Consider the following 26,997-nt stretch of genomic DNA (forward strand, 5'->3'; position numbering starts at 1 on the left):
GCAGCGTGCGCCGCATGCGACGCGCCGTCACGCGGCGCTCACGTTTATTGACCTTCCTCGCGATCCTTGGCCCAGGCATGGTCGCCGCAAACGCCGGCAACGACGCGGGCGGAATCGCGACTTACGCTTCGACCGGAGCGAGCTACGGCTACCGGCTGCTCTGGGCCCTCATCCCGGTAACGATCAGTTTGGCTATCGTGCAGGAGATGTGCGCGCGCATGGGCGCCGTCACAGGCAAGGGCTTAGCCGATCTGATCCGCGAACGTTTCGGCGTGCGATGGACGGCGCTCGTCATGCTCGCGCTGCTGATCGCCAATGCGGGCGTCACCGTCTCGGAGTTCGTCGGCATCGCCGCCGCGACGGAGCTCTTCGGCATCCCGCGCTACATCTCCGTCCCCATCGCCGCCCTCGCCGTCTGGTGGCTCGTCATCCACGGCTCGTACCAGCGCGTCGAGCGCGTCTTTCTTACGATGTCGCTCGTCTTCCTCAGCTACATCGCCGCCGCCTTCTTCGCTAAACCCGATTGGAGTTCGGTCCTCAGCGAAACGATCCGCCCCTCGCTCCAAAACGATAGCGAATACCTCTTCACTTTGATTGCGCTCATCGGCACGACCATCTCGCCCTACATGCAGGTCTTCGTTCAATCATCGGTCGTCGAACGAGGGATGACGGCCAAAGACTATCCGCAGATCCGCATTGACGTCTGGTCCGGGACGATCTTCTCCAACCTGATCGCCTTCTTCATCATCGTCTCGACCGCCGCAGCCCTTTACCCTTACGGGATAAAAGTCGATACGGCCGCCGACGCAGCGCGCGCACTTGCGCCGCTGGTCGGCAAATACGCTGAAACGCTCTTCGCCATCGGGCTTTTCGGCGCCTCGATGCTGGCCGCAGGCGTCCTTCCGCTCGCCACAGCCTACTCGCTCAGCGAGGCCTTCGGTTTCGAAAAGGGCGTCTCCCACAGCTTCCGCGAAGCGCCGATCTTCCTCGGCATCTTCACCTTCCTCGTCGCCGTCGGCGGATTGGTCGCCATTTTGCCCGGGTTGCCGCTGATCCGCGTCCTCCTCGTCACACAAGTCATCAATGGGCTGCTCCTGCCCGTCCTGCTCGTCGCCATCCTGCGCTTGGCGAGCGATCGGGAACTGATGGGCCAGTACGCAAACGGCCCCGTCCACAACCTGATCGCCTGGCTGACGGCGGCGGTCGTTTCGGCCCTTTCGCTCATCTTCATCCTTCGCTCGGTCGCGAGTTAGAGGCACCCCTCGGCCCCATCAGCTTGACAAGAGAAGACTCAAGCTTTATTATAATAACTTGCTCATGGTCAAATACCGCTCCCCGAGGAGGTGTGGCTGTCATGAACGCGACTCGCTACGATCCTTTCCGCGATCTTCGCGCTCTCCAAGATGAGGTCAATCGCCTGACGGCCAATCTCTCGCGCGCCTTCAGCGACGAAGGCATCGAACGAGGGGATTGGACGCCGAAAGTTGACATCTACGAGGACCGCGATCAGATCGTCATCGAGGCAGATCTGCCGGGCATGAAACGGGAGGACGTCGAGTTGACGCTCGAAAATAACGTCCTGACGCTGCGCGGCGAGCGTCGGCTCGAGAATCGAACTGACAACTATCACCGCATCGAACGCCCCTATGGCGTCTTCTCGCGCTCTTTCAACCTGCCGCAGACGATCGCCACCGAAGGGGTGACAGCTGAGTACAGAGACGGCGTACTGCGCATCGCGCTGCCCAAGCGCGAGGAGGTGAAAGCCCGTCGCATCGAAATCTTGGGCGAAGGCGAACCGCAGAGAGAGCCGACCGCGGCCAATGCGCGGGACGTGAGCGTCGCCGGTTAACGTGCGGCGCACAAACCTTTTCTCAAGGAGAGACCGCAATGGCGCGAGACGTTTTGGATCCGATGCGCGATCTGATCGCTTTGCAGGAGCGCGTTAACCGCCTGTTCGAAGGCTTCGCCCATCAAGGGCGCGGCGCCGGGGCTGACCTCGAGCGGGGAGAGTGGACGCCCGCCGCCGATGTTTACGAGCAGGATGACGCTTTCCTCGTGCTGCTTGACATCCCGGGCGTGCGCCGCGAGGCGCTCGAGGTCGATTTGAACGAAGACCGTCTGACGGTGCGCGGCGAACGCACGGCGGATCGCACGAACGCGCGGCGAGCTGAGCGTCCGATCGGGCGCTTCGTGCGCAGCTTCGCGCTCCCGCCGACGGTCGATCGCGCTGGGATCGTCGCAGAGTATCGCGATGGTGTGTTGACGCTGCGACTTCCCAAACAGAAGAAGCCCGAATCGCAGCGCATGCGCATCGAAATCAAATGATCTTCGGAATCTCAAGGGAGGGATTATGCGCGAAGAGAACGAGAAGGAGAGACCGAACGGCGAGGCCGAGGAGGAACCGAAGATCAGAGTGACCGACAAGCGGCGAGTTTCCCCCGACGGTGAAGCGAAGCTTGTGCCCGAAGGATCGGGCGAGATTAGCGCCAAACCGAGTTACGTCGAGCAGTTGGAAGCGCGCACGCTCGCCGCGGAGCAGAAATTGACGGAGGTGCAGGCGCGTTTCGAACAACTCCGCGATGAGCTTCAACGCGAGACCGACGCCACGCGCCAACGACTGGCGCGCGCTGCCGATGAGCGCATCGGGCGCGAGAAGGCCGCCTTCATCGCCAAGCTCCTGCCCGTTTTGGACAATCTGCGGCGCGCGCTCGAAGCGGCGGAAAAGCAAGGTGCGCCGGAGGCCCTGCTCGACGGGATCCGCGGCACGATCAGCGGCTTCGAAGCGACGCTCGCTTCCGAGGGCGTCGAGCCCATCCCTTCAGTTGGTCTCCACTTCGATCCGCAAGTGCACGAGGCCGTCGATACGGTCGAAGTGGCGCCTGAGCAAGATGGCATCATCCTCGACGAATATACGCGCGGCTATCGCATGGGCGATCAACTGCTGCGTCCGGCGCGCGTGCGAGTCGGTCGGGCGCATGCCGGGGCGCAGCGTGCGACCGAATGAGTTTGGGCACGCAGAGGCGGAAGGGGGAGCTTTTTAATGCTTTTATTCGATTAGGGGCGAAGGTCAAAGCGACGGCGCGCGGGAGACTGCGTCACGCTTTGCGCACGACAGAGATCTTCGACTTTGAGCGAGACGTCAGCTCCGTTGATATCGACAGCGGTCGATTATGGTATCATTAGAGCTAGACAAAGAGCGCAACGGTCGTCTTTGTCTAGGACATCTAAGAACGTGCGACGCGGTTGAGCGAGATCCGAAGGGACGAAGATGGTAGACATCGGAACGTACAAGGACCGATTCGGTGAAACCGGCAAGCGTATTTTCGAACACGCGATGCGCGAATCGCGTCGGCGCGACCAGAACTATCTGGCCGTCGAACATATCATCCAAGCGCTGGCGACCGAGGAGGCCGAACTATTCAACGCGACGATGCGCGATCTTTCGCTCGATCCGCGCGTCGTCAAGATACAGATCGAAAAACGCCTCGACAACGCGCGCTTCCAACATGTCGGCAAGGGGTTGCGCATCGCCCCCGAGACCATAGATCTTTTCAAGCGCGCGATGGAGCGCGCGCGCGCGCAAGGGCGCAAGGTCATCGAAGCGACCGATCTCTTCATGGCGCTTGCGCAGGATGGACCGTTCGTCGAAGTTCTGCGCAACTTCGGCGTCAGCCCGGAGGCTTTTGTGGAAAATGTACGTTCACGTGTACGGGCGCGCGAGTTGGAGGAGGAGCAATATCGCAAGAAGTTCGAGCTTCCTCCGTATCTGAAACATTTCGGCGTCAGCTTGAACAAGCTGGCGCGCATGGACAAGTTGCCGCCGACCATCGGGCGCGAGCGTGAGATCCGCCAGATCATCGAGATCCTCTGCCACCGCGAACGGGCCAATTCACCCATGCTCGTCGGCGAACCCGGCGTCGGCAAGACGGCGGTGGTCGAAGGGTTGGCGCGTTTGATCGAGCTCGAACCCGAAAAGGTCCCGGCGCGGTTGCGCAACGCGCACATCGTTCAGCTTCAAATGGGCGGCATCGTCGCCGGCACGATGTTGCGCGGCATGTTCGAAGAGCGCATCAAGGGCATCATCGATGAGGTCAAAGAGCGCGAGAACATCATCCTCTTCATCGATGAGGCCCACACGATCATCGGCGCTGGCGCGGCGCTCGGCACCTCGAGCGATGCGGCCAATATGTTCAAGACGGCGCTCGCGCGCGGCGAGATGCGCATCATCGGCGCGACCACGCTGACCGAGTACAAGGAGTACATCGCCGAAGACGAGGCGTTGGCGCGCCGGTTCCGGCTGGTCAAGGTCGAGGAGCCCTCTTTGGCCGAAACGCGCGAGATCCTCTACGGGCTTCGCCCGCGCTTGGAGCGCAACTACTCGGTGACCATCTCGGACGAAGCGATCAACACGGCGCTCGAGATGGCGCCCCGCTACATACGCAATCTCCATCTGCCTGACAAAGCCATCGGCTGGTTGGACACGGCGGCGGTCAAAGTCGAGATCAACGAACCGCACAGCCTCGTCGTGCGCCCTGAGCACATCATCGAGGTGATCTCGCAAGAATCGCGCATCCCGCGCGACATGATCTTCCGCGACACCACGGACCGCTTCGCCAACATGGAGGCGGAGCTCGCCAAGCGGGTCATCGGGCAGAAAGAAGCGATCCGCGCCGTGGCCCAGCGGCTTCGTTTGAACAAGGGGCCGCTCAAGGAGAACTACTACAAGCCTGACGGCGTGCTCCTCTTCCTCGGTCCGACCGGCGTCGGCAAGACCGAGCTGGCCAAAGCGGTCGCCGAGTTCATGTTCGGCGATGAGGAGAAGATGATCCGCATCGACATGAGCGAGTATGCGGACGGCACGGTCGGCATCGAGAAGCTGATCGGCATGCCGCGCGGCATCGTCGGCTCCGAACGTGGCGGCATCTTGACCGAGCAGTTGCGCGAAAATCCGTACACCGTGCTTCTGCTCGACGAAGTCGAAAAGGCCTCGCCGTATCTGATGAACATCTTCTTGCAAGCCTTCGATGAGGGCTGGATCACGGATGGGCGCGGCAAGAAAGTCTATCTTTCCGACGCCATCATCATCATGACTTCGAACCTCGGGTCGGAGAATTTCCGCAAGTATGAGAAGCCTCTCGGCTTCGGCACCAAGACGGTCGGCGACATGCGCGCCATCAAGAATGAAGTCCTGAAGGCCGCCGAGCAACGCTTCTCGCCCGAGTTCCGCAATCGTATCGATGAGATCATCGTCTTCTCTCCGCTCACGATGGATGAGGTGAAGCAGATCGCGGAGCTCTACCTGAACAAACTCCGCGGTCAGATGGAACGGCAAGGCAAATCGCTCGAGGTGAGCGAACCGGCGGTCAACCTCTTGACCGAACGCGGCTTCAGCCCGACCTACGGCGCGCGCTTCCTGAAGCGGCATATCGACGAGAAGGTCAAGCTGCCGATCACGGCGCTGTGGAAGACGGCTGACCGCTTCATCGTAGACGTCGAGGAGAACGAGGTCATCGTTCGCGCGGCCCATTGAGCGCCGATTTTGACGAGATGAAGCTGAGGCGGGAGGGAGAGCTTCTCCCTCTCCGCCTCTTTTCAGATAACGACCCATGCGCGCGAAGAGATGCGATGCGATCCTCTTTATCGCCCTTCTTCTATTGCCCTCGCTCGCCCGACCGGCGAACGAACTCTCGGGAAGTGTTCCGGCGCAAACGTCAGATCGCCCCGCGAGCGGGCGCGCCGAACAGATCATCGAACGCGCCACGAAAGCGCTCGGCGGCAACGCCTATCTGAACGTCCGTTCGATCACGAGCCGCGGGCGCTACACGCCGTATCAGGATGGCAAGCCGACGCTCCCCGTCGCGTTTGTCGATTATCTCGTCTATCCGGACCGCGAACGCACGGAGTTCCGCGCGAGCGAAGGGCGCATCATCCAAACGAACGTGGGGGCGAGCGGATGGATCTATGATGGCGCAGCGCGCACGCTCCGCGATATGAAACCGGATCAGATCGAGGACTTCAAGCGCGCCATGCGCACCAGCTACGATAATCTGCTGCACGGATGGTGGCGACGCGAAGGCGCCAGCTTAAGTTACGTCGGGCGGCGCGAAGCGGGACTGGCGCAACGCAACGAAGTCGTGCGCCTGACCTATCCCGACGGGTTCAACGTCGAGTTCGAATTCGACGCGAAAAGCGGTTTGCCAGCCAAAGCCGTCTACAGGCGGAAAGACGAGAAGGGCGAGGAGACGACCGAAGAGGACCGCTTCCTGCGATTCCTCGAGATCGAAGGCGTGATGTTCCCGTTCGTCATCGACCACTACCGCAACGGCGTTCAAACGAGCCGCGTCAATTACGACGAAGTCCAGTTCAATCGCCCGATCCCTGACGCGCTATTTGCGCGCCCGGCGGATGCGCGCGCCGTCAAATGAGTTCGGGCGACGGTTAAAGCGTTCCTCGCTCGCCCACTTCGACCGAATCGCTCTCTTCGCTCTCGACCGCGTTCCGCCTTCGCTCTCCGCTCATGCGCGCGGTCAGTCGCGCGAAGAGCTCCTCGTACTGGTCCACCACGCGCTCCCAAGAATATCGCTCGCGCACGCGCGCTTGCGCGCGCTGCCTATAAGCGTTAACGAGCGCGCCGTCCTGCAAGACGCGCTGCAGCTTTACGACCAGATCATCCTCATCGAAGTAGACGATGCCGGCTTCGCCGACGACCTCAAGATTCTCTGGCGTAGCGAGCGTAAGCACGCAGTTGCCATATCCCATCGCTTCGACCAGAGCTGGGTGCGTGCCGCCGACCTCCGTCGCGTGAACGTAACAATAGGCGTTCTGCTGCAGCGCGCGATAGGCTTCGCCGAAGACGAAGCCGGTGAAGATTATCCGGCGATCGCGGCGCGCGCGCGCGCGCAGATCGCTGATGTAATCGTGCGCGTAAGGGGCATCGCCGACGATCAGAAGTTTGCGCGACGTGCGCACGCGCTTGAAAGCCTCAATGACCAAATGAGCGTTATTCTCCGGCTCCAAGCGCGAAACGTAGAGCACATACCGATTGGGTTCCACGCCCCAACGCCGCACCGTGAGCGGATCGGCGCGTCGTTCCACCTCGGCCCCGTAGGCGATCATCACCGATGGGCAGCGATATTTGGCGAGATAGTAGTCCTGAATGACGCGCGCGTCCGTCACCAGCTCATTCGGCAACCACGTCGCCAACCTCTCGGCCAACCGATAATAACTGCGTCCCAACCAGTTCCACTTTTTGCGTTTGTGTTCGAGCCCATCGACGTTGATGGCAACGGGCGTCCCGCACGCGCGCAGCAGAGGGACGAAGACGACGTTCGCCGCATTGCAAAAGAGCGCGACATCGTACCGCTTCGCCATCGCGTGAAGCGTCGATAAGAATGTGTGCACGATCGTGTCGAAATACTTGTGGCGGATCGTCGGCAGGACCTTCAAACGCACGCCGCGATATTCGAGTTGACGCGGGCTGACATAGTGCGAGCGACAATAGACGGTCACATCATGTCCGCGCGCGACGAGCCTGGTGGAGAGTTGCTCAGCGAAAGTTTCGAAACCGCCATAACTGGCGGGCACGCCCCGCGTTCCGAGAATCGCAATCCGCATCGTTTGATTCACAGAGGTCCAGAGGCCGAAGGTCGGTCAACGTCGTAAGGCGGCGAAATCGACTCGGGCCTCCGCCTCCTACCTTCCCTCAAGGGCTCGTTTATACGCGTCCAAAGTCAAGCGCGCGGTCTTTTGCCAGCTGAACCGGCGCGCGCGCTCAATCCCGCGTCGACTCAACTCGGCCCGCAAGCGCTCATCCTCGATCAACCGCTGCAACGCTTCCGCCAGCTCCGTCTCATCGAACGGGTCCACCGTCAAAGCGGCATCCCCTACGACTTCCGGCAAACTCGTGCGATTGCCGACGATGACTGGGGTGCCGCACTGCATCGCTTCGAGCGGGGGCAGACCGAAACCTTCGAAGTAAGAAGGGTACACGAAACATCGCGCGCCCGCATACAATGCCGGCAGATCTTCCTCCGGCACATATCCAGTAAAAATGACCGCTTCGCCGAGCCGCTCCGCCGCGCGCATCGTCTCTTCGTAAAGCCACGCGCGCTTTCCGACGATGACCAGTTGTGGGAGCATAGCTTGCCTTCCCTTCCGTTGCAAGCGAAGGTAGGCGTCGAACAGACGTCGCAGATTCTTTCGCGGTTGGATCGAGCCGACAGCCAGAACGTAATCGCCCGCGATGCCATACCGCTTGCGCACGCGCCACAACCTTCGTTCGTCCTCGATCGGAGCGAAATGCGGCGCGGCGGCGAGCGGCGTGACGGCGATCCGTTCCGATTCGATCCCGTAGGTTTCAATTAGATCGCGCCGCGTATACTCGGATGGGACGATGATCCGAGCCGCCCTGCGCACGGTCCAGCGCACGGTCAAACGCAACTGCATCCAACTCCGGCGGTGGAAAGTTTCCGGCAGATGTTCGAAAGCCAGATCGTGAACGGTCACGACGATCGGGCATGGCGCGAACGGCGGCGCGGTGAACTGAACGTGAAGCAGATCGACCGGGCGGCGTTTGAGCTCGAGGACGAAGCTCAGCGGGATGCGGATGATCGGCGTGTGCGGGAGCGTTCGTCGCAAGCTGAAATTGGGCCAGCGCCCCTCGAAGCGTTCGATCGCCTGCCGCTTTGTGACGTAGAGCGTGTAGCGGTTCTCCCGATCGACTTCCGCTAAAGCTTCGATGAGATTGGCGATGTAGGTCTCGTTGCCCGCTAGTTTCGTGCCAACGGCGTGAGCGTCAATGGCGATGCGCATAAGGAAGCAGGACCAGCTTCGATTCTCGCTAGAGGAGCGACTTGTAGAAGCTGGCTCTTGGCTTTAAAAGCCTCATCACCAGCCTCAATTCTCGCTGGAGGAGCGACTCTGGCGGCTTCAGCGCGATGCAAAGCATGAGCCCTTTCCGAGCGAATCTTCCTGAAGCACGCCGCGGAAACTGCGCCGGTGCAAAGGGCATGGGCCGTGAATCCGCAAAGCCTCAAGATGTGCGCGCGTGCCATAGCCGACGTGACTGGCGAAACCGTAGGCCGGATAGAGCGCATCGCACTCGCGCATCAATCGATCGCGCCATGTTTTAGCGATGACCGAAGCGGCGGCGATCGAAGCGGAGATGGCATCGCCGCCGACGATCGCGCGCTGCGCCAATCCGCTCCCGGGCAATCGCATCCCATCGATCAGAAGGTAATCTGGGCGCGGGTCGAGCCTGTGGAGCGCGATCATCATCGCGCGGCGCGTCGCTTGCAGGATATTGATGCGGTCGATCTCTTCGGCGGAAACTTCACCGATCCCAATGGCGATGGCCGTACGCTTCAACTCTTCGGCGATCCGCTCCCTTTCGGCGGGCGAAAGGCGTTTCGAATCATCCAAGCCATCGGGAAGCGGAGCGCAAGGGTCCAAGATCACCGCCGCGGCGACGACCGGTCCAGCCAATGCCCCGCGCCCCACTTCATCGAGCCCGGCGATGAGGCGAAAGCCCGCAGCGCGCGCTTCCTCCTCGAAAGAGGTTCCGACGAGCGAGATTCGCTTCTTCGACGACGGCATCGACGCTCAGGCGATTCTCCCAGCGCTGAACTAGCTCGAAGCTTTGGCATTCTGTTCGCCGTTCTGCGCCCCGCGCATATCGCGCTCGCGCACGCGCGACGCTTTGCCGCGCAGTTTGCGCAGGTAGTAGAGCTTGGCGCGCCGCACGCGCCCCCGTTTGACGACATCGATGTGATCGATGATCGTCCCATGCAACGGGAAGATACGTTCAACGCCTACGCCGAAGCTCGTCTTGCGGACCGTGATCGTCTCGCTCGCGCCCCGCCCGCGCCGCGCGATCACGATCCCCTCGAAAGCCTGTAAGCGCTCCTTATTCTCCGACTCCTTGATGCGCACGTGAACGCGCACCGTATCGCCCGGCCTGATGTCAGGCAAATCGTTACGAAGCTGTTCCTTGTCGATCCCATCCAATTGATGCATGATGCCCAATCTCCTTACTCTACGATCTTTCAAAGCCCTTCCTCGCGCTTGATCTCTTCGAGCAATCGACGGTCCTCCTCGCTGAGCGGCGCGCGCGCCAGCAGATCCGGACGGTTGCGCAGCGTCTTACGCAAAGCCTCCTTCCGCCGCCAAGAAGCGATGCGCGCGTGATGGCCGCTCAGCAGGACCTCGGGGACGCGCATCCCGCGAAAATCTGCTGGGCGCGTGTAATGCGGATGATCTAAAACGCCCGCGCTGAACGATTCGTGCGTCGCCGAAGTCTCGCTTCCCAAAGCCCCCGGCAAAAGCCGCGTCACCGCATCCACCAGGATGACCGCCGCAGGCTCTCCGCCGGAGAGGACATAATCGCCGATTGAAAGCTCATCCGTCGCCAAAGCCTGCGCGACACGCTCATCCACCCCCTCATAGCGCCCGCAGATCACGATGAGGCGTTGCGCGTTCGCCGCCAGTTCCGCCGCGATCCGTTGCGTCAACTGTCTGCCTTGCGGCGAAAGGAGGATGACGCGCGTGCCCTCCGGCAGCTCGCGCGACGACCGCGCTCCGGTCAACTCCTCAACCGCCGCGAAGATCGGTTCAGGCTTCATCACCATGCCATCGCCTCCGCCGAAAGGCCGATCATCGACCGTGCGGTGACGATCGCTGGTCCAGCGACGCAGATCATGGACGCCGATCTCGATCAAACCGGCGGCGCGCGCGCGTTTCACGATCCCGTAGTCAAAGACCGAACCGAAGAAATCCGGGAAGATCGTGATGATATCGAAGCGAAGCACTTTTCCCTAAGTCGGCGAAGGAGGCCCTCTTCATCCCCCGCCGTTCATAGATCGAGCAACCCTTCGGGCGCATCGACGCGGATCAACTTACGCCGCGTGTCTATCTCAACGCAGATCTCCTCCGCCAGCGGGATCAAATAATCGCGCCCAGGTCTGCGCTCGTCATCCACGATCAAGTTGGGCGTCCCCCCTGTCTGCCAGACGGCTCGTACCCGCCCTAGCTGATCGCCCGCGACGGTTTCAACGCGACAGCCTTCGAGCTGCCATTCGTAGAACTCACCCTCACCTAAAGGGACGCATTCCGCTTCCGTCACGGCAAGTTCGCAACCGACGAGCTCTTCAGCTCGCTCGATGGAATCGTAGCCTGCGAACTTTAGGATCAATCGCCCCTGATGAAACCAGCTCTCTTCAAGCTCCAGCCGTCGCGCTTCGCCTCCGGGCATGATGGCGATCAGGCGCTCGAGCTCGGCGAAACGATCCGGAAAATCTGTGAGCATCTCGGCGACAACTTCGCCGCGTCTGCCGCGCGTTCGGACGATCCGCGCGACGGCGACCAAATCGTCTCGGCGCGTCGTTTCGTCACGAAAAGTCATCCGGCGATCTGCAAGACGTAACGCCGTTTGTGTTTTTCGCCCGCCGCTTGTAAGACGGTGCGAAGCGCTTGGGCCGTGCGCCCCTGGCGACCGATGATCCGTCCTAGATCTTGCGCGGCGACCTGGACTTCGATCGTCACCGCGCGATCGCGTTCGCTCGCCTGCACTTTGACGGCCTCAGGATCGCTCGCCAAAGCCTTGACCACCATCTCGACGGCGTCCTTGACGTTCACCCTCAGCTCCCGTTCATGAACCGCTGACGCCCGAAGCGGTCTCCTGCGCCTGCTTCCCATACCGATTGATGAGCCGCCGCACGATCTCAGTCGGCTGCGCCCCCTTCTCCATCCAGTATTGGATCCGATCCATACGCAATCGCACTTCCGCCGGATTGCGCGTCGGATTGTAGAAGCCGACGTTCTCCAGATACGCTCCGTCGCGTTTCGACAGCTTCTCCTTGACGACGATTCGGTATGACGGGTTCTTCTTCGAACCCATGCGCATCAACCTGATCGCTAACAACGCTACACCTCCCAAGAGCCTGAAAGATTTAACCTTACGACCGCCCCCCTTTCACGCATCGAGGGAGCGGCTCATCTCCTCTTCTTCCGCCGCTTCTTCTTGCGACGCGAACCGCCGGCGGCTGGCGGCGCCACTTCGGGCGAACCGTCTGCGCCATCGTCCGAAACAGATGCTCCCGTCACGCCCATCATCCGGCGCATCAGACGCCCTCGCAGCCCGCCGCCGAAGAATCCGGCGCGCGACAGTTCGCGCATCATCTGTCGCATCTCGACATACTGTTTGATGAGCTGATTGACCTCGGCGACCGTCGTGCCCGACCCGCGCGCGATGCGGCGGCGTCGGCTGGCGTTCAAGATGCGATGATCGGCGCGTTCTTCGGGCGTCATCGAATCGATGATCGCTTCGGTGCGTTTCAGTTCGCGCTCGATGGCGGCGGACTGCTCTTCGGTCAAATTGGGAAGCCCGATGCTGCCGAGGAGCTGGTCGGGCAACAGTTTCATGATCTTCGAGATCGAACCGAGCCGTTTGACTTGACGCAGTTGTTGGCGGAAATCGTCGAGCGTGAACTCGTTCTGCTGGATCTTCTTCAGTTGCGCCTCGGCCTCGGCGCGATCGACCTTCGCCTGCACCTCCTCGATGAGCGAAAGCACATCGCCCATGCCGAGGATGCGCTGCGCGATGCGGTCCGGATAGAAGGGCTCGAGCGCGTCATATTTTTCGCCGACGCCGACGAATTTGACGGGCTGCCCCGTGACCTGCTTGATCGAAAGGGCCGCTCCGCCGCGCGCATCGCCGTCCATCTTCGTCAGGATGACGCCCGTGATCCCGACGCGACGATGGAACTCCTCGGCGGAGCGGACGGCGTCCTGTCCGGTCATCGCGTCGGCGACGAAGAGGATCTCGACGGGCCGCGTCTCCGTCTTGATCTGGACCAACTCCTCCATCAACTGATCGTCGATGTGCAGTCGTCCGGCGGTGTCGATCAGGAGCGTGTCGTAACCGTAATCCCGCGCATGGCGCACGGCTTCGCGCGCCAGCAGCACGGGATCGTTCGACTCTGGAAGGTCGAAGATCGCCTGCCCCGTCGCTTTGGCGATCACCTTCAACTGCTCGCGCGCCGCCGGGCGGTAAACGTCCGTCGAGACGAGCAGCGGTTTACGCTCCTCGTTCTTCGCCAGCCACAGCGCGATCTTCCCCGTCGAGGTCGTCTTGCCTGAACCTTGAAGACCAACGACCATCACGACGTTCGGCGCTTGCCGCGTGAAGACAAGACGCGATGAAGTGCCGCCAAGAAGTTCCACCAACTCATCGTAGACGATCTTGACGACCTGCTCGGCGGGTTTGAGCTCTTGCCAAACCTCCTGCCCGAGCGCTTTCTCGCGCACCCGTGCGATGAAGTCTTTGGCCACTTTGTAGTTGACGTCGGCCTCGAGCAACGCCAGACGGATCTCGCGCAACGCCGCATCGACGTGCTCTGGACGAAGCACGCCTTCGCCGCGCAAGTTCTTCAGCGTCCGCTTGAGCTTGTCAGATAAAGATTCGAACATGACCTCACCGAAAACACGGGGTGCTGGTGACCGGAGCCGAAAACGAGAATGATAGTTGCGCAACCCGCGTGTGTCAAGAAAGGGTTGCAGGACGGCACTTTACGTGCCGCAGGGGAGAGCCGCGGGCGATCCGAGTCGATCTCCTCTCGCTCCTTTTCGCGAGCCACACTCGCATCCACGACTCGTCAAGAATCGGACTTAATTCGCCTCTCTTCTTCTCACACTTTGCGCAAGTCGCTTCGACGAGGAGATTCCGCGCTCTCTTCCCGCCCCTGATTAACCAATGCTGGGATCTCGGGCGAGGCGGCGGATCGCTGGCCGCAGCGAAACGCGATCTCGCTTCATCACCAAACCGCGGTCCAAATTCCTGAGGTGAGGATCTTTTAATGGATCGCGCTCGGCGTCATCATTAGCCTCGATGGCGCGCAGCTTACCTCGTGAGGATCTTTTAATGGATCGCGCTCGGACTCTTCGCCGCGCGGTCGATTGAAAGGAGAGCGGGCCAGCGTGAAACGCCGGAGGGAGAAGCGTCTCAAAGCTGGCCCGTCTCATTCGGAGGAGCCCACCTTCCTGCTTCATTAAACGCCGCTCGCTGCTTTTGAGTTTCAAAAAGTTCGAGCGACCCTCTTTTGTGAACGCGCCTGTTGTTGGCTCCGTACCTTTAGACGCGCGAGCTTCGCCTGCGGACGAAAAATCTCAGGCGGCGCGGGCGCGCGGCGCATAATAACGTCGGGCGATCCGTTCGAGCCACTCCTGCGCCTGCTCATAGTAAGGGAATCTTTGCTCTTCGGCGCGAAAAGCTTTCGTGTGGTAGTAGCGTCGCCCGTTGATGAAGCGCGCTGGATGTTTGATGTGTAACATCTCGTGATAGAGGATATATTCGACGAACCACTCGGGAACATCGCGCGAATCGAGCGTCTTGCTGATCACGATCGTATCATGCACTCCGTCGTGATGCCCCAGAATGCGCCGCGTCCGACGCTGCGACCAGGTCAGCGTCGGTTTCGGCAGCTTGCCGCCGAAATAGCGCCTATTCAACCGATCGAACATGCGATCGAGATCATATACCTGACCGCGCGCTGAGGAGATGACTTTTCGCCCGCGCTTTTGCCTGGCGAGATCCGCAGCGCGCATGATCTCAGGAGTGCAAGCGTAATCCCGATAGACGCGATCATGCACTTCGGGCGTGCGCCGCCGCAGCAGTCTGGAGACGAGGATAAAGGCGAGCGCACGATGCACTTTGAGCGGCGCGTGGCGAAATATATCCGAGATGCGAACGTAAACGCGCCCGGAACGCAATCGGATCGTATGATGAAGGCCAGCGTAAGGATAAAACCGCACGTCCACCTCAGGCGGCATCCTCTTCGGTTCAATTTGACGAAAAGCTTCCGTATACAGGTAACTTAAGTGCGATGCTGCATCCGACATCTCTCTTCTCATCCCCTTGTCGCTAGAACTATCAGCTTCGAGCCGCTGGTTGGCGAAACATGGGCGGTATGCCTGGCTGCCGTTTCTCTTTTCGGACCACTTCGGCTGTATTGCTGATAAGGAAAGAATTCAGCCCCATCTTAAGGAGAGAGGCGGAGCGGCGTCAAACGCCCTTTCGGACGACTTCGGCTAACCCTATGGGCGGTCTAAGCATCTGGGCGAGACGGGGCACGTCGCCCGAACACGGGGGCCTTCACCCGCCTTCCATAAACCTTGTGAGATGAGAAGTTTAACCCGCAAGGCCGGATCTCGCGCCCGCGGTTTCGCCGCCAACTAATTGGAACGGAAAAGTTTATCGGCAGCCCCGAAGTCGCCTCGGCGGAGAAAAAGATGTTTGCACAGCCGTTCACCCATCCGGTATACTTCCATGGCGCGTTCCTTGGCAGGAGCGCACCTCGGATGGTTTCGATGGGCCACAGACAACCCAGCCGTTGGCTTCCCGACGCGCGCGCGCAAGCGATCCTTGCGGCGATCGTGCGCGAGCACATCGCCACGGGCGAGCCTGTCGGATCGCGCACCGTGTCCGAGCGTTGCGCTGGCGAGGCGCGATGGAGTCCGGCTACGATTCGCAACGTGATGGCTGAACTTGAGGAAGCCGGGTTCGTCGAACAGCCGCACACCTCCGCCGGGCGCATCCCCACCGATAAGGGGTATCGTTTCTACGTTGACCATATGATCAGCGAGGCGCGGCTGCCTAAGGGCGATCGCCTCGCCATTCGGCGCGCGATCACCAGGCTTCAAGACGAAGAGGATCCGGAACGTTTGATGGAGCGCGTATCTCATCTGTTATCCGAGCTGACGAACAACGTCGGCATCGCCTTCTCCCCTCCGATGGCCGACAATCGCCTGCAACACGTCGAATTCGTCAAGCTCGCCGATGAACGGGCGCTCGTCGTGCTCGTTTTTGCGCCTAACATCATCCAGCATCGCCTCATCCGGCTCGATGAACCGATGGCGCAAGAGGAGCTCGATCGCGCCGCGCGCTATCTGAACGCCGAATTCAAGGGGCGGAGTCTCGTCGCGATCCGCGCCGAACTCATGCGGCGATTGCGCGAGGAAGAGGCGCTCTACAACAAGCTGTTGAGACAGGCCGCTCTGCTTTGCGAACGGAGCTTCGCCGAAGCGGAAAAAGAGCGCGGCGAAGTCTATGTCGATGGGGCCTCGAACATCTTAACGAAACCCGACTTCTCCGATCTGGAGACTCTGCGCGAGTTGCTGCGCACGCTCGAAGAGAGATCGAGACTGGTTCGGATCATTAACGAATGCCTCGCGCGCGATCCATGTGCGAACGCCGTTCAGATCATGATCGGCAGGGAGAATCTAGCTCCGGCGCTCCGCAACTGCTCTATGATCACCGCCCCTTACCGTATCGCCGATGGCTCTTTCGGCGCTCTCGGCGTCGTCGGCCCTATGCGCATCGAATATGAGCGCGTCATCGCGCTCGTCAATCATGTCGCGCGCATTCTCGAACAGAAGTTCAGCGCGGCGAGCGTGGCAGTTTGAAATCCCCGTTCAGATTCATGGTTCATCATGACGGAGAAGAAAGGGCATCGAAAATCCATCCCGATCAAGTTCGCTGATCAACCCGCGTCTCAGCAAGAGTCGGAGAGCATCGAAGCGGCGCCTGAAATCGCAGATGGGATCGAATCGCAGCTCGATTCCGCCCGGTCTACGGATGAAGCTCAGGTCGTCTGCTCAGATGAGGCGCCTTGCGATCAAGATGCGGTCGAAGAGAGCGCGCCCCAAGCGAGCGAAGAGACGCCATCCGCGGTCGAAGCTGCCGGTCCAGTCATGGCCGAGCTGATCGCTGCGCGCGCCGAATTGCGTCGCGTCGAAGGCGAGCTAGCCAAATTCAAGCGCGAGCGTGAAGAATTGCGCGATCTGCTGGCGCGCCGTCAAGCTGAGTTCGAAAACTTCCGCAAGCGACTCGAACGCGAGCGCGCCGAAACCTATCAGCGCGTCGTCGGAGAAGTCGTCAGCCAACTCTTCCCCGTGCTCGACAATCTGCGGCGCGCGCTGGAGGCCGAGCGCTCCGCAGCAGCCGAAGAATCGGCGGAATTTCGCCACTTTCTCGCAGGAGTCGAACTGATCAGCAAACAGTTGGATGGCATCCTTGAGAATTTCGGGATCAAACCCGTCGCCACCATCGGGCGACAATTCGATCCACACTTTCACGAAGCCATCGCAACTGAACCGACCGATGAGGTCGAACCAAACACGATCATCGAAGAGATCGTGCGCGGTTACACCCTCGGCGATAAACTCCTGCGCCCCGCGATGGTCAAAGTCGCGATCAAACAATGATGCTCCGCGGATGGTCCATCGCGCAGCCATCCGCTCGACCGTACTTCCATTGACCACCATCCACCGTAAGCGCTATGGGCAAAGTCATCGGTATTGACCTGGGAACGACGAACAGTTGTGTGGCGGTGCTCGAAGGCGGCACCGTGCAGATCATCCCCAACAAAGAGGGCGGGCGGACCACGCCCTCTGTCGTCGGGTTCACGGAGAAAGGCGAACGGCTCGTCGGTCAGATCGCCAAGCGCCAGGCCGTCACCAATCCGGCCAATACGGTCTACGCCGTCAAGCGCCTGATCGGGCGACGATTCGATTCGCCAGAGGTCCAGCGAGCGCGCGAGACCTGTCCGTATGAGATCGTCGAAGCGGAGAACGGGGATGCGCGCGTGCGCGTCGGCGGGCGCGTCTACAGTCCGCAAGAGATCTCGAGCATCGTTCTGCAGCGGTTGAAGGCTGCCGCTGAAGACTTCCTCGGCGAACCTGTGACCGAAGCCATCATCACCGTGCCCGCATACTTCGACGATGCGCAACGCCAAGCGACCAAAGATGCGGGACGCATCGCCGGGCTCAAAGTCGAACGGATCATCAATGAGCCGACCGCTGCCGCGCTCGCTTACGGGCTGGGCCGCGCCGACAACGAGCGCGTCGCCGTCTACGACCTCGGCGGCGGGACGTTCGACATCTCCATCCTCGAGATCAACAATGGAGTCTTCGAAGTCCTTTCGACCGCAGGCAACACCTTCCTCGGCGGCGAAGATTTCGACGAACGGATCGTCAACTGGATGATCGAAGAGTTCCAGAAGGACACTGGGATCGATCTCCGCCACGATCGGCTCGCGTTGCAGCGCATGAAAGAGGTCGCCGAGCGGGCCAAGTGTGAACTCTCTTCGCTCACCGAGACGACGATCAGCTTGCCGTTCATCGCCGCGGACGCCACAGGGCCGAAGCATTTCAACAAGACGTTGACGCGCGAGAAGTTCGAAGAACTCGTCGCCGATCTGGTCGAGCAGACGATCGAACCCTGTCAAAAAGCCCTCTGGGACGCGAAGCTCCAACCGGGCGAGATCGACAAGGTGCTGCTCGTCGGCGGGCAAACGCGCTCGCCCATCGTCATGCGCACGGTCCGCGAGATCTTCGGGCGCGAACCATCGGCGGAGATCAATCCAGACGAGGTCGTCGCCATGGGCGCCGCGATTCAAGCTGGCGTGATGATGGGCGATGTGAAGGATATCGTGCTGCTCGATGTGTTGCCGCTCAGCCTCGGGGTGGAGACGCGCGGCGGTCTGTTCACCAAAGTGATCGAACGCAACTCGACCGTTCCGCTACGCAAAAGCCTCATCTTCACCACCGTCGTCGATAATCAGTCGTCGGTCGAGATCCACGTCCTTCAAGGCGAGCGTGAGATCGCCAGCGGCAATCGTTCGCTTGGCAGATTCGAACTCGTCGGCCTGCCGCCCGCGCCGCGCGGCGTGCCGCAGATCGAAGTGACTTTCGAGGTCGATGCCAACGGCATGCTCTCGGTCTCGGCGCTCGACAAAGCGACCGGCAAACAGCAGCAGATGCGCGTCACACCGACCTCCGGACTTTCCGCCGAAGAGATCGAACGCCTCATCGCTGAAGCGAGCGCGGCTCGCGAAGCCGATCGCCGGATCAAAGAGACGATCGCGATGCGCAACCGACTCGACAGCTTGATGCGCAATACGGAACGGACCTTCCAAGAATTCGGCGCGATGCTGTCGATGGAAGCGCGCCGCGAAGCGCACGAGGTTTTGAACAGCGCACAAGCGGCAGTACAATCCGAAGATCCGGCAGAGATCCGCCAAGCGCTCGAAGCCGTCGAGCGGCTGGCAGATCAGCTCACGGCGGCGATGCTCAACCCGACAAGCCTAACGGAAGAACGATAGAGGAGTTTCGGCCTGAATAGGCTTTCGATGTATTATCTTAAACGCAATCGGGTGCCGATTCCACGAGATCGAAGATCGACTCCAGAGCCTAAGGGGATATGGCCAAAAGGGATTACTATGAAGTCCTAGGCGTCAGCCGTAACGCCACCGAGCAGGAGATCAAGAGCGCCTACCGGCGACTCGCGGTCCGCTACCATCCGGACAAAAATCCCGGCGATCCAGAAGCGGAAGAGAAGTTCAAAGAGGCGGCAGAGGCCTATTCGGTCCTCTCGGATCCGGAGAAACGCGCGCTTTATGATCGTTACGGACACGCTGGCGTTTCGAGCAGCGCCGCGGCCAGCGCCGGCTGGGGGCCAGCCGGTTTCGGCGGGATCGAAGATATTTTGAACGATTTCTTCGGCTTCGGCGACATCTTCGGTCGCGGCGCGCGCCGCCAAGCGCCGCAGCGCGGCGCCGATCTGCGCTACGACTTGGAGATCTCGCTCGAAGAAGCGGCACGCGGGATGACGGCGCAGATTCGCATCCCGCGCCTTGAGACCTGTCACGTCTGTCACGGTACCGGAGCGCGACCCGGCACGCAACCGGAGACCTGTCCGACCTGCGGCGGCATGGGTCAAGTTCGTTATCAGCAAGGCTTCTTCTCGGTCGCTCGCACTTGCAGCGCATGCCGCGGAACGGGGCGCATCATCCGCACGCCATGCCGCGAATGTCACGGCAAAGGGCGCATCGAGCGCGAAAAGACGCTCGAGGTCAAAATCCCAGCGGGAGTTGAAACCGGCTCACGATTGCGCATCGCTGGCGAAGGCGAAGCTGGCGAACGCGGCGGGCCGCCGGGAGATCTCTACGTCGTCATCAACGTTCGCGAACACGAAAGGTTCGAACGCCAAGGTCACAACCTCTACATCAACGTTCCGATCTCCTTCGCCCAAGCCGCGCTTGGCGCAGAACTCAGCATCCCGACGCTCGACGGCAAACAGGAGACCTTGCGCATACCGCCGGGCACGCAAACGGGCACCGTCTTCCGCCTCAAAGGTCACGGGATGCCCATCCTCGGCGGGCACGGGCGCGGAGATCTCTTCGTCTCCGTCACGGTCGTCACGCCAACTTCGCTGACGCGCGAACAACGCCGCCTGCTCGAACAACTGGCCGAAATCGAAGATCGCGACTTCGAGAACGAAAGCTTGATGGACAAGGTGAGAAGCATCTTCAGCTAAGCTCGACGAAAGCTAGTACGCGCTGGCAGACGCGATCGACGGCCCGCGAGAAGCATCTTCAGCTAAGCTCGACGAAGCCCTTGAAGTTGAGCCGCACGTTCAGAGATCGATCGCGGCGAAATCGCATTCCCGCATCCATGGCCGAAGCGCGGTCTCGAATCAGCTCTATAGACCGATCCTCGCGCCATTCTGGTCTCAAGCCGCCATCCTTTTCGCGCGCCTGAGCGTGTGCCAGCCGACCGCTGCGATGATGATCGCGCCGCCGAGAAGCGCCCAAGGCGAAGGCCGCTCGCCGAGGAAGATGAAGACCCATAGCGGATTCAGGACCGGTTCGATATAACCGATGATGCCGGCATCGAGCGAACGAGCGCCGCGCGCGATCCCGCGCGTGAAGAGGATATAGGCCACACCCAACTGGACCACCCCCAAGTAACAGATGATCAGGATTTCGCGCCCAGAGAGCGCCGACGCCTCATCGAGCAAAGCGGGCGCGGTCACCGCTGCAAGTAGGAGATTGCCGTAGAAGACCGGCGCTGCGCTGTTGATAAGCCGCGCGCGCGGATGGCGAAGCAGAAGCATGAAGAGCGCGTAACAGAAGCCCGAAGCCAGCGCGGCGAGATTCCCGTTCCAGTCCGACGGCGCGAGCTTCCCGACGAAGAAAAGCGCCATGCCGACAAGACAACCGCCGACGACAGCGAGATCGCTCAAATGGAATCTTTCGCCGTAAAGGATCGGCTCGAGCGCGAGGATATAGACCGGCGCTGTGTACTGAAGGAAGATCGCGTTGGCCGCCGTCGTCAGTTTGGTCGCCAAGACGAAGAGCAATAACAGCGCCGCGTAGAGAAGCGCCGCGAGCGCCACGATCCGATTCAAACTAAGACCTTCACGGCGCGTCAAAAACGCGACGGTCACGGCGGCGAGCGAACATCGTCCGCACGATAGCGCGAAGGCGGAGAGCGAGCTCAATTTGATGAAGAGTCCGCCCGTACTGAAGAGCATGGCCGCGATGGCGATCAAAACGAGCGGCGATCGCCATGATCCCACTGCTCGCCCCTTGGCCAGCTCGCGCTCTCGCCCCGCCCTCATGAGAGCCGCAAGCTGCGTGGCTGACGAAGAACGCTCCCGTTGAGCGTCTGAAGCAGGCTCATCACGCCCATATAGGCATAGCCGAAGAAGAAGAGCATGAGGAAAGGGAGCGTCCCCCACAGCTCCATGTGTACGGCATATGCCAACGCCAGCAGGAAGTAACAGGCGAACGACAATTCGAGCAGCGGCAACCAACCGCGCCGCCGATGATACTTCTTCCGTTTCCAAGTCGCATCATCGGCCCGCTCGATGCGGTATTTCGGCGTGCGCACGAACTCCGTGCGTATGCCCAACAACGCTTCCAGCACGGCACGCGCGTTCGAGAAAGCGAGCCCGATGCCAAGCGCCATCACCAGCGGCAGATGAAGCAATCGCCGCGACCGCCCGCCATCAAGGTACCAGATGGCCGAGCCGTAGAAGAGGACCACCGAGACCGTGGAGAAGAAAAGGAGCGGAAGATCGAAGAGCATTAGATGATAGAAACCTTGATTGTAGCGCACGAGGAGCAGCGGGAATTGAAGCAGGCTCGCCACGATCATCAACGGATAGCTGATGTTCCCCGTGAGGCGGAAGAACATCTCCAGTTTGACGCGCAGCGGGAGCGAAGCGCGCCAGATGCGCGGATAGAGCTTGAGCGCCACTTCGGTCACGCCTTTGGCCCAACGCCTCTGTTGCGCTTTGAAGGCGTTGATCTCGACCGGCACTTCCGATGGCACATCTTCATCGAGCAGATAGACGAAACGCCATCCCATCAACTGCGCGCGGAACGAAAGGTCCGTATCCTCGGTGAGCGTATCGTGCTGCCACCCGCCGCTCATCTCGATGGCGCATCGCCGCCAAACTCCCGCCGTCCCATTGAAATTGAAGAATCCGCCCGCCCGATTGCGCACCGTCTGCTCGATGACGAAATGACCGTCGAGCATGATCGTCTGCAAGCGCGCGAGAAGGTTGTATGCCCCGTTGATATGCGACCAGCGCATCTGCACGCAGGCGACGAGCGGATCGCTGAAGAAGTGGACCATCTTGCGCAAGCAATCCGGTTTGGGGACGAAATCGGCATCGAAGATGGCGATCAACTGACCACGCCCCGTGCGTAACCCATTGGCCAACGCCCCCGCCTTGAATCCGCTCCGGTCCGCGCGATGGATGTAGTGAATGTCAAAACCTGCGCGCGCATATCGCTCCGCCAGCGCGCGCGCTAGCTGCTGCGTCTCGTCCGTCGAATCGTCGAGGATCTGTATCTCGAGAAGATGGCGCGGATAATCGAGCGAGGTGACCGCCTTCAACAATCGCTCGACGACGTATACTTCGTTGAAGAGCGGCAGTTGCACGGTGATCGGCGGAAGCTCATCCTCGCCGAAAATCCTTTTCGGCTGCGGCGCCACATGCCGATAACGCCAGAAATCTACAACCTGTTTGATGCGATACGCGCCGTAGATGGAGAGGAAGCCGAGCAGTCCGAAATAGAGCGCGAGCACCGTCCAATCGAAAGCGTCAAGCCGATAAAGCGGACTTATGTTGTCCGCCGTTTTGACGGTGATCTCGGCAAAGAGCCTTTGCAGCAACTCTTCCGGCGTTTCGAACTCGAAGGCTAGCGTCGTTCCGATGATCATCTCGAAGACTCAGGCCTGATCGTTTCGGATGATGAATTTTCGATCCACATCCCGCCACCTGTCAAAGGCGGTCCAGCTTCGACCTAGAACCGAGCGGCGAACGTCACTGTGGCGAAGATGGTGGCCCCGCCGGCGCTCGACGCTTCTCGAACAACGGGACGGCGATCAGGCCGCCGAGAACGGAGAAGATGGCGAGAATGATCGCGCCGATCAAGGCAAAGAGCGTGCTCAGGAGCAAAGTCTCCCCGAAAGAGCGGCTCTGCGCTTCGATCTGTTGCCTGAGCAGCTCGGCCTGCATCGGATCCACGTTGCTCATCAACCTGACGAAGAAGAGGTTGAAAGTCTCACGGAAGAGCAGAGAAAGCGGTATGCCGAGCACGAGGTAGATCACCGCCCCGATCGCGCCCGCCCAAAGACCGACGAGCGCCCCATCGCCGGGGCTAACCGGCCCGGCTGAACGTTTGATGTAAAGATACGAGGCGATCAATCCGCCTATCACCGCCCACAAGCAGCAACAGATGTTAGCGAGGTTGATGATAGGTATCGCCGACAATACGCCCAATAAAACGCCGCCGATCAGAGCGGGCCTCATCTTCTCGCTCATCGCTCATCATCTCCTCAAAAGATCTCTAAAGCGCCCGTGGTCCTATCAAGATGGCTGATGATAGGTTGAAGCCCTCTCGCGCCGCAAGAGTTTGAGCGTCGCCCAGAAATCTTGTAGCCCGGGAGTAAGATAAAAAGCAGCAACGACGCCGAAGAGGGCGCCGGTTATAGCCCGCGAAAGATGAGTGTTCTCCCATAACCCCGTAAAGCCCAAAGCCCAATCGATGACCATCGGCCCCGCCGCGAGGATGAGCCAACGTCGGTGCGGCATGCGCCATCCCGCGCGTCCTAAAGGATAGATCGCGGCACCGCACGCGAACCCAATATATATGCCCGTGCAGCGCGCGCAGACCGCCAGTTGATGTTGCCACAGATGGAATGAGCGCTCGGGGAGCTGATGGCAAACACGCGCGAACGCGCCGTAAATGAGGTACGCGGCGAACCCTGCTCGGCGCGAGGCGAGAAACGGCGCCGCGAAAATCGACGCGGCGACGACAAGCGCACTGAGCGCGACGAAAGTCCAGATGGCCCAACGCTCCGCTTCCGAAACGATTTGCCTCCTCTCGCTGAGCATCGCTCGGCCCTCGAGCCCCCGATTTTACATGCCACGCTCGGCCCAGCCAATCCTCTGGCGCAAGGAGGCGCTTAGCAGAGATGCAGAATCGCCCGCTGATCTTCTAGAATCTGATCACCGCATCTGGACCACCTTCGACATGCACCGTATCGATGAAACGTATGCGGTGGGTCTCAGTCGTCATCACGAGCGAATGGGTCCGCTTTCCGGCGCCGAAGAAACGGACGCCGCGAAGCAATGCGCCATCGGTGACTCCCGTCGCAGCGAAGATGATCTTCTTACCGGGCGCAAGATCGTTCGTATCATAGACCCTATTCGGATCGTTGATCCCCATCTCGCGCAGCCGCGCGATCACTTTATCGGCTGGCGGGACTTTGTTCCGGTCAACGCCCAAGCGTTCCGGGTCGAAGACCAGCCGCGCTTGGATCTCACCGTTCAAACACTTCATCGCCGCTGCGGTCAAAACGCCTTCGGGCGCACCACCTATCCCCATCAAAGCATGGATATTGGTCCCAGCGACGGCAGCCGAAATCCCCGCAGATAGATCGCCATCAGAGATCAGGCGAATCCGCGCGCCCGCCGCGCGAATGTCCTCGATCAATTTCTTGTGGCGCGGACGATCAAGAACGATGACCGTCAAATCTTCGACGTCGCGCCCCAGACGGCGAGCGATGTTGCGCAGATTATCCTTGACCGGCGCGTCGATATCGACTGCGCCGCGCGAACTTGGACCGACGACGATCTTATCCATGTAGATATCCGGCGCGTTCAACAATCCGCCGCGCTCCGCCGCGGCGATCACCGAGATCGCGTTATTTGCGCCGAGCGCGCAAAGGTTCGTCCCTTCCAGCGGATCGACGGCGATATCGACTTCCGGATAATCGTTCTCACGATGCGCCCGCGCTCCCATGCCGACCTCTTCACCGATGTAAAGCATCGGCGCCTCATCGCGTTCGCCTTCGCCGATCACGATGCGCCCGCGCATCGGCACCGTGTCGAGGACCTTGCGCATCGCCTCGACCGCTACTTGATCGGAATAACGGCGATCGCCCTTTCCCATCGTGCGCGCGGCGGCAATTGCGGCAGCTTCGCATACGCGCAGAAAATCGAGCGAGAGTTGCTCGGAGTGGATTTCCGCTTCCATCGTTTCGCCCCCTTTTCGAAATCGTTCATCCGATCAACAAAACCGCTGCCATACTAGCAGAGCGCGAGCTTGGATGAACAGCCTTGAATTCGCGGCGAGCGTTCGATCGATCAGAAGACGAACGAAGACGAACCGGCTCCGTTTGCTCTCGTCAGGCTCGACCGCCGCAGCGCAAGACCTGACTGCAAGACCGGCCCGACGGGCCAACTTCGTGAACCCTTCACTCGACCGTCCCAGTTGTGAGAGATGTGTGCGGCTTCCCCAACCAGCTCTGTCCAGCCTTTTGCGATCTTCACTCGACCGCCGCGGTGCGAGAGGCATGTGCGGAGCGATAAGGTGGCAGAGTCTTGCGCGCCGGTTTCTCCTGCTTGAGGCCGAGCACCCAATCGGCCTGCATCAGCGTGTGGATGTCGCGCGTGCCCTCATAGATCACCGCCGCTTTGCAATTGCGGAAGTACCGCTCGACTGGATAGTCGTTCGAGTAACCGTTCGCTCCGTGCACTTCGATCGCCATCGAAGCCGCCTTCTCGCTGCGCACGGTCGCCTGCCATTTGGCCAAACTAGTCGCGCGCGCGTTCGGCAAACCGACGTTCTTCATCCATCCGGCGCGCAGATAGAGCAATCGACACATTTGATAGTCGGCTTCCATTTCAGCGATCTTCTGCTTGACCAACTGATGATTGGCGATCTTGGTGCCGAAGGTTTCGCGCGCGAGAGCGTAAGCGATCGAAGCGTCGCGGCAGGCGCGGATTACCCCGGTCGCTCCCGCGGCGACCGTGTAACGCCCCTGTTCGAGCGCGAACATGGCGATCTTGAAGCCCTCGCCCTCTTCGCCGACCAAGTTCTCTTTCGGCACGCGCACGTCTTGCAGCGAGAAGTAGCCCGTGTTCCCGGCCCGTATGCCCATCTTGCCGTGAATCGTGCCCGACGAAAAACCTTTCATCCCGCGCTCGACGATGAAGCACGAAATTCCAGAGTGATCGCGCTTTCGACGCTTCTCTTCATCGGTCCAACAGAAGAAGAGGAAGTGATCGGCGACATCGGCGAGACTGATCCACATCTTCTCGCCGTTTAAAACGTACTCGTCGCCTTCGCGTCGCGCCGTCGAGCGAATGCCGACAACATCCGAGCCCGCGCCCGGCTCGGTCAAACCGTAAGTGGCGATCTTCTCGCCTCGCGCTTGCGGCACAAGGTATTTTTGCTTCTGCTCTTCTGTGCCCCACGCGAGCAGCGTCAGCGAATTCAATCCGACATGCACGCTCATGATGACGCGCAAGAAAGTGTCTACGGCTTCGAGCTCTTCGCACGCCAACCCGAGCGAGATGTAATCGAAACCGGCGCCGCCGTACTCTTCCGGGATGCAGATGCCCAAAAGGCCCAGTTCGGCCATCTTGTCGAGCACGGAGCGTTCGAAATGCTGTTTTTCGTCCCACTCTTTGATGTAAGGCGCGACCTCGCGCTGCGCGAATTCGCGCACCATCCGCTGAATCGCTTTGTGATCTTCGGTCAATTCGAAATCTATCATCCCTTCAGCTCCCCTTTCATCAACGTGCCGGAGCAGTAAGCAAAAGCGATCTTATCTCAAATCACATGACTTCAGAAAGCGCCC

At 60.6% G+C, this 26,997-nt stretch carries 26 protein-coding genes; 10 read left to right on the forward strand and 16 right to left on the reverse strand.

All coding sequences use genetic code 11. From position 1 onward, the window contains the following. Positions 1-14: 14 nt before the first annotated feature. The 6 genes from PYK22_RS02690 (at position 15) to PYK22_RS02715 (ending at position 6,425) form a co-directional block, all read left to right on the forward strand. Positions 15-1,253, forward strand: coding sequence for an Nramp family divalent metal transporter (locus tag PYK22_RS02690; RefSeq protein ID WP_041974477.1), 1,239 nt, complete (start codon positions 15-17; stop codon positions 1,251-1,253). Between the two features lie 101 nt (positions 1,254-1,354). Next, the gene (locus tag PYK22_RS02695; RefSeq protein ID WP_041974064.1) at positions 1,355-1,849 is read left to right on the forward strand and encodes an Hsp20/alpha crystallin family protein; all 495 of its coding nucleotides are present in this window, start codon (positions 1,355-1,357) and stop codon (positions 1,847-1,849) included. Positions 1,850-1,887: 38 nt separating this feature from the next. Next, on the forward strand, positions 1,888-2,325 hold the full coding sequence (locus PYK22_RS02700; RefSeq protein WP_041974066.1) for an Hsp20/alpha crystallin family protein: 438 nt from the start codon (positions 1,888-1,890) through the stop codon (positions 2,323-2,325). A 25-nt stretch (positions 2,326-2,350) separates the two neighbouring features. Next, a complete protein-coding gene (locus PYK22_RS02705) occupies positions 2,351-3,004 on the forward strand; it encodes a nucleotide exchange factor GrpE (protein ID WP_041974067.1) in 654 nt (217 codons plus the stop codon). A 264-nt stretch (positions 3,005-3,268) separates the two neighbouring features. Next, a complete protein-coding gene (locus PYK22_RS02710; protein ID WP_083437547.1) occupies positions 3,269-5,530 on the forward strand; it encodes an AAA family ATPase in 2,262 nt (753 codons plus the stop codon). Positions 5,531-5,606: 76 nt separating this feature from the next. Next, on the forward strand, positions 5,607-6,425 hold the full coding sequence (locus PYK22_RS02715) for a hypothetical protein (RefSeq protein ID WP_041974069.1): 819 nt from the start codon (positions 5,607-5,609) through the stop codon (positions 6,423-6,425). A 13-nt stretch (positions 6,426-6,438) separates the two neighbouring features. On the opposite strand, the gene PYK22_RS02720 is transcribed toward PYK22_RS02715, so the two are convergent. The 10 genes from PYK22_RS02720 to PYK22_RS02765 form a co-directional block, all read right to left on the reverse strand. Next, positions 6,439-7,614, reverse strand: a complete 1,176-nt coding sequence (locus PYK22_RS02720) for a glycosyltransferase (protein ID WP_041974070.1) — start codon at positions 7,612-7,614, stop codon at positions 6,439-6,441. A gap of 78 nt (positions 7,615-7,692) precedes the next feature. Further along, a complete protein-coding gene (locus PYK22_RS02725; protein WP_041974071.1) occupies positions 7,693-8,811 on the reverse strand; it encodes a glycosyltransferase family 4 protein in 1,119 nt (372 codons plus the stop codon). Between the two features lie 117 nt (positions 8,812-8,928). Then, positions 8,929-9,594, reverse strand: a complete 666-nt coding sequence (locus PYK22_RS02730) for a ribonuclease HII (protein ID WP_041974073.1) — start codon at positions 9,592-9,594, stop codon at positions 8,929-8,931. 30 nt (positions 9,595-9,624) lie between these two features. Beyond that, positions 9,625-10,017, reverse strand: coding sequence for a 50S ribosomal protein L19 (gene rplS, locus PYK22_RS02735; protein WP_041974481.1), 393 nt, complete (start codon positions 10,015-10,017; stop codon positions 9,625-9,627). Between the two features lie 26 nt (positions 10,018-10,043). After that, positions 10,044-10,805, reverse strand: coding sequence for a tRNA (guanosine(37)-N1)-methyltransferase TrmD (gene trmD / locus PYK22_RS02740; RefSeq protein WP_041974074.1), 762 nt, complete (start codon positions 10,803-10,805; stop codon positions 10,044-10,046). A 44-nt stretch (positions 10,806-10,849) separates the two neighbouring features. Next, positions 10,850-11,398 carry a ribosome maturation factor RimM gene (gene rimM, locus PYK22_RS02745; protein ID WP_041974076.1) on the reverse strand — a complete coding sequence of 183 codons (549 nt, stop codon included), beginning with the start codon at positions 11,396-11,398 and terminating at the stop codon, positions 10,850-10,852. Further along, positions 11,395-11,631: a KH domain-containing protein gene (locus tag PYK22_RS02750; RefSeq protein ID WP_211197595.1), complete on the reverse strand. Its 237-nt coding sequence runs from the start codon at positions 11,629-11,631 to the stop codon at positions 11,395-11,397. Before PYK22_RS02750 ends, rimM begins: the two co-directional genes overlap by 4 nt. Positions 11,632-11,644: 13 nt before the next feature. Next, the gene (gene rpsP, locus PYK22_RS02755) at positions 11,645-11,899 is read right to left on the reverse strand and encodes a 30S ribosomal protein S16 (RefSeq protein ID WP_041974485.1); all 255 of its coding nucleotides are present in this window, start codon (positions 11,897-11,899) and stop codon (positions 11,645-11,647) included. 89 nt (positions 11,900-11,988) lie between these two features. Beyond that, complete coding sequence (gene ffh / locus PYK22_RS02760) at positions 11,989-13,464, reverse strand: signal recognition particle protein (protein ID WP_083437549.1); 1,476 nt, start codon at positions 13,462-13,464, stop codon at positions 11,989-11,991. Positions 13,465-14,160: 696 nt separating this feature from the next. Further along, positions 14,161-14,892: a SprT-like domain-containing protein gene (locus PYK22_RS02765; RefSeq protein WP_041974077.1), complete on the reverse strand. Its 732-nt coding sequence runs from the start codon at positions 14,890-14,892 to the stop codon at positions 14,161-14,163. 459 nt (positions 14,893-15,351) lie between these two features. Here PYK22_RS02765 and hrcA point away from each other — a divergent pair, with 459 nt between their 5' ends. From hrcA to dnaJ, 4 genes are all read left to right on the forward strand, one after another. After that, entirely contained in the window at positions 15,352-16,455 is a 1,104-nt protein-coding gene (gene hrcA, locus PYK22_RS02770) for a heat-inducible transcriptional repressor HrcA (RefSeq protein ID WP_060635261.1), read from the forward strand. Between the two features lie 27 nt (positions 16,456-16,482). Next, entirely contained in the window at positions 16,483-17,256 is a 774-nt protein-coding gene (gene grpE / locus PYK22_RS16265; RefSeq protein WP_060635262.1) for a nucleotide exchange factor GrpE, read from the forward strand. Between the two features lie 74 nt (positions 17,257-17,330). After that, complete coding sequence (gene dnaK / locus PYK22_RS02780) at positions 17,331-19,154, forward strand: molecular chaperone DnaK (protein ID WP_041974078.1); 1,824 nt, start codon at positions 17,331-17,333, stop codon at positions 19,152-19,154. Between the two features lie 98 nt (positions 19,155-19,252). Continuing rightward, positions 19,253-20,368: a molecular chaperone DnaJ gene (gene dnaJ, locus PYK22_RS02785; RefSeq protein WP_041974080.1), complete on the forward strand. Its 1,116-nt coding sequence runs from the start codon at positions 19,253-19,255 to the stop codon at positions 20,366-20,368. A gap of 195 nt (positions 20,369-20,563) precedes the next feature. Here dnaJ and PYK22_RS02790 read toward each other — a convergent pair whose 3' ends face one another. From PYK22_RS02790 to PYK22_RS02815, 6 genes are all read right to left on the reverse strand, one after another. Further along, positions 20,564-21,412 carry a DMT family transporter gene (locus PYK22_RS02790; RefSeq protein WP_162199777.1) on the reverse strand — a complete coding sequence of 283 codons (849 nt, stop codon included), beginning with the start codon at positions 21,410-21,412 and terminating at the stop codon, positions 20,564-20,566. A gap of 38 nt (positions 21,413-21,450) precedes the next feature. Next, positions 21,451-23,067, reverse strand: a complete 1,617-nt coding sequence (locus tag PYK22_RS02795) for a glycosyltransferase (RefSeq protein ID WP_083437552.1) — start codon at positions 23,065-23,067, stop codon at positions 21,451-21,453. A 103-nt stretch (positions 23,068-23,170) separates the two neighbouring features. Beyond that, positions 23,171-23,671, reverse strand: coding sequence for a DUF5518 domain-containing protein (locus PYK22_RS16270; RefSeq protein ID WP_060635263.1), 501 nt, complete (start codon positions 23,669-23,671; stop codon positions 23,171-23,173). A gap of 45 nt (positions 23,672-23,716) precedes the next feature. Further along, positions 23,717-24,244 (reverse strand): DUF2085 domain-containing protein, encoded by a 528-nt coding sequence (locus PYK22_RS16275; RefSeq protein ID WP_060635264.1) that lies wholly within the window; start codon positions 24,242-24,244, stop codon positions 23,717-23,719. A gap of 103 nt (positions 24,245-24,347) precedes the next feature. Further along, entirely contained in the window at positions 24,348-25,388 is a 1,041-nt protein-coding gene (glpX, locus tag PYK22_RS02810; protein WP_041974085.1) for a class II fructose-bisphosphatase, read from the reverse strand. Positions 25,389-25,680: 292 nt separating this feature from the next. Then, complete coding sequence (locus PYK22_RS02815; protein WP_173568266.1) at positions 25,681-26,913, reverse strand: acyl-CoA dehydrogenase family protein; 1,233 nt, start codon at positions 26,911-26,913, stop codon at positions 25,681-25,683. Positions 26,914-26,997: the final 84 nt, after the last annotated feature.

This window comes from Pyrinomonas methylaliphatogenes, from assembly GCF_000820845.2.
Lineage (GTDB): Bacteria > Acidobacteriota > Blastocatellia > Pyrinomonadales > Pyrinomonadaceae > Pyrinomonas > Pyrinomonas methylaliphatogenes.

Excerpts from the sequence above, each read along its gene's own strand:
- PYK22_RS02690 (WP_041974477.1), top strand. The coding sequence starts at position 15 with ATGCGACGCGCCGTCACGCGGCGCTCACGTTTATTGACCTTCCTCGCG.
- PYK22_RS02695 (WP_041974064.1), top strand. The coding sequence starts at position 1,355 with ATGAACGCGACTCGCTACGATCCTTTCCGCGATCTTCGCGCTCTCCAA.
- PYK22_RS02700 (WP_041974066.1), top strand. The coding sequence starts at position 1,888 with ATGGCGCGAGACGTTTTGGATCCGATGCGCGATCTGATCGCTTTGCAG.
- PYK22_RS02705 (WP_041974067.1), top strand. The coding sequence starts at position 2,351 with ATGCGCGAAGAGAACGAGAAGGAGAGACCGAACGGCGAGGCCGAGGAG.
- PYK22_RS02710 (WP_083437547.1), top strand. The coding sequence starts at position 3,269 with ATGGTAGACATCGGAACGTACAAGGACCGATTCGGTGAAACCGGCAAG.
- PYK22_RS02715 (WP_041974069.1), top strand. The coding sequence starts at position 5,607 with ATGCGCGCGAAGAGATGCGATGCGATCCTCTTTATCGCCCTTCTTCTA.
- PYK22_RS02720 (WP_041974070.1), bottom strand. The coding sequence starts at position 7,614 with ATGCGGATTGCGATTCTCGGAACGCGGGGCGTGCCCGCCAGTTATGGC.
- PYK22_RS02725 (WP_041974071.1), bottom strand. The coding sequence starts at position 8,811 with ATGCGCATCGCCATTGACGCTCACGCCGTTGGCACGAAACTAGCGGGC.
- PYK22_RS02730 (WP_041974073.1), bottom strand. The coding sequence starts at position 9,594 with ATGCCGTCGTCGAAGAAGCGAATCTCGCTCGTCGGAACCTCTTTCGAG.
- rimM (WP_041974076.1), bottom strand. The coding sequence starts at position 11,398 with ATGACTTTTCGTGACGAAACGACGCGCCGAGACGATTTGGTCGCCGTC.
- rpsP (WP_041974485.1), bottom strand. The coding sequence starts at position 11,899 with ATGCGCATGGGTTCGAAGAAGAACCCGTCATACCGAATCGTCGTCAAG.
- ffh (WP_083437549.1), bottom strand. The coding sequence starts at position 13,464 with ATGTTCGAATCTTTATCTGACAAGCTCAAGCGGACGCTGAAGAACTTG.
- PYK22_RS02765 (WP_041974077.1), bottom strand. The coding sequence starts at position 14,892 with ATGTCGGATGCAGCATCGCACTTAAGTTACCTGTATACGGAAGCTTTT.
- hrcA (WP_060635261.1), top strand. The coding sequence starts at position 15,352 with ATGGTTTCGATGGGCCACAGACAACCCAGCCGTTGGCTTCCCGACGCG.
- grpE (WP_060635262.1), top strand. The coding sequence starts at position 16,483 with ATGACGGAGAAGAAAGGGCATCGAAAATCCATCCCGATCAAGTTCGCT.
- dnaK (WP_041974078.1), top strand. The coding sequence starts at position 17,331 with ATGGGCAAAGTCATCGGTATTGACCTGGGAACGACGAACAGTTGTGTG.
- dnaJ (WP_041974080.1), top strand. The coding sequence starts at position 19,253 with ATGGCCAAAAGGGATTACTATGAAGTCCTAGGCGTCAGCCGTAACGCC.
- PYK22_RS02795 (WP_083437552.1), bottom strand. The coding sequence starts at position 23,067 with ATGATCATCGGAACGACGCTAGCCTTCGAGTTCGAAACGCCGGAAGAG.
- PYK22_RS16270 (WP_060635263.1), bottom strand. The coding sequence starts at position 23,671 with ATGAGCGAGAAGATGAGGCCCGCTCTGATCGGCGGCGTTTTATTGGGC.
- PYK22_RS16275 (WP_060635264.1), bottom strand. The coding sequence starts at position 24,244 with ATGCTCAGCGAGAGGAGGCAAATCGTTTCGGAAGCGGAGCGTTGGGCC.
- glpX (WP_041974085.1), bottom strand. The coding sequence starts at position 25,388 with ATGGAAGCGGAAATCCACTCCGAGCAACTCTCGCTCGATTTTCTGCGC.
- PYK22_RS02815 (WP_173568266.1), bottom strand. The coding sequence starts at position 26,913 with ATGATAGATTTCGAATTGACCGAAGATCACAAAGCGATTCAGCGGATG.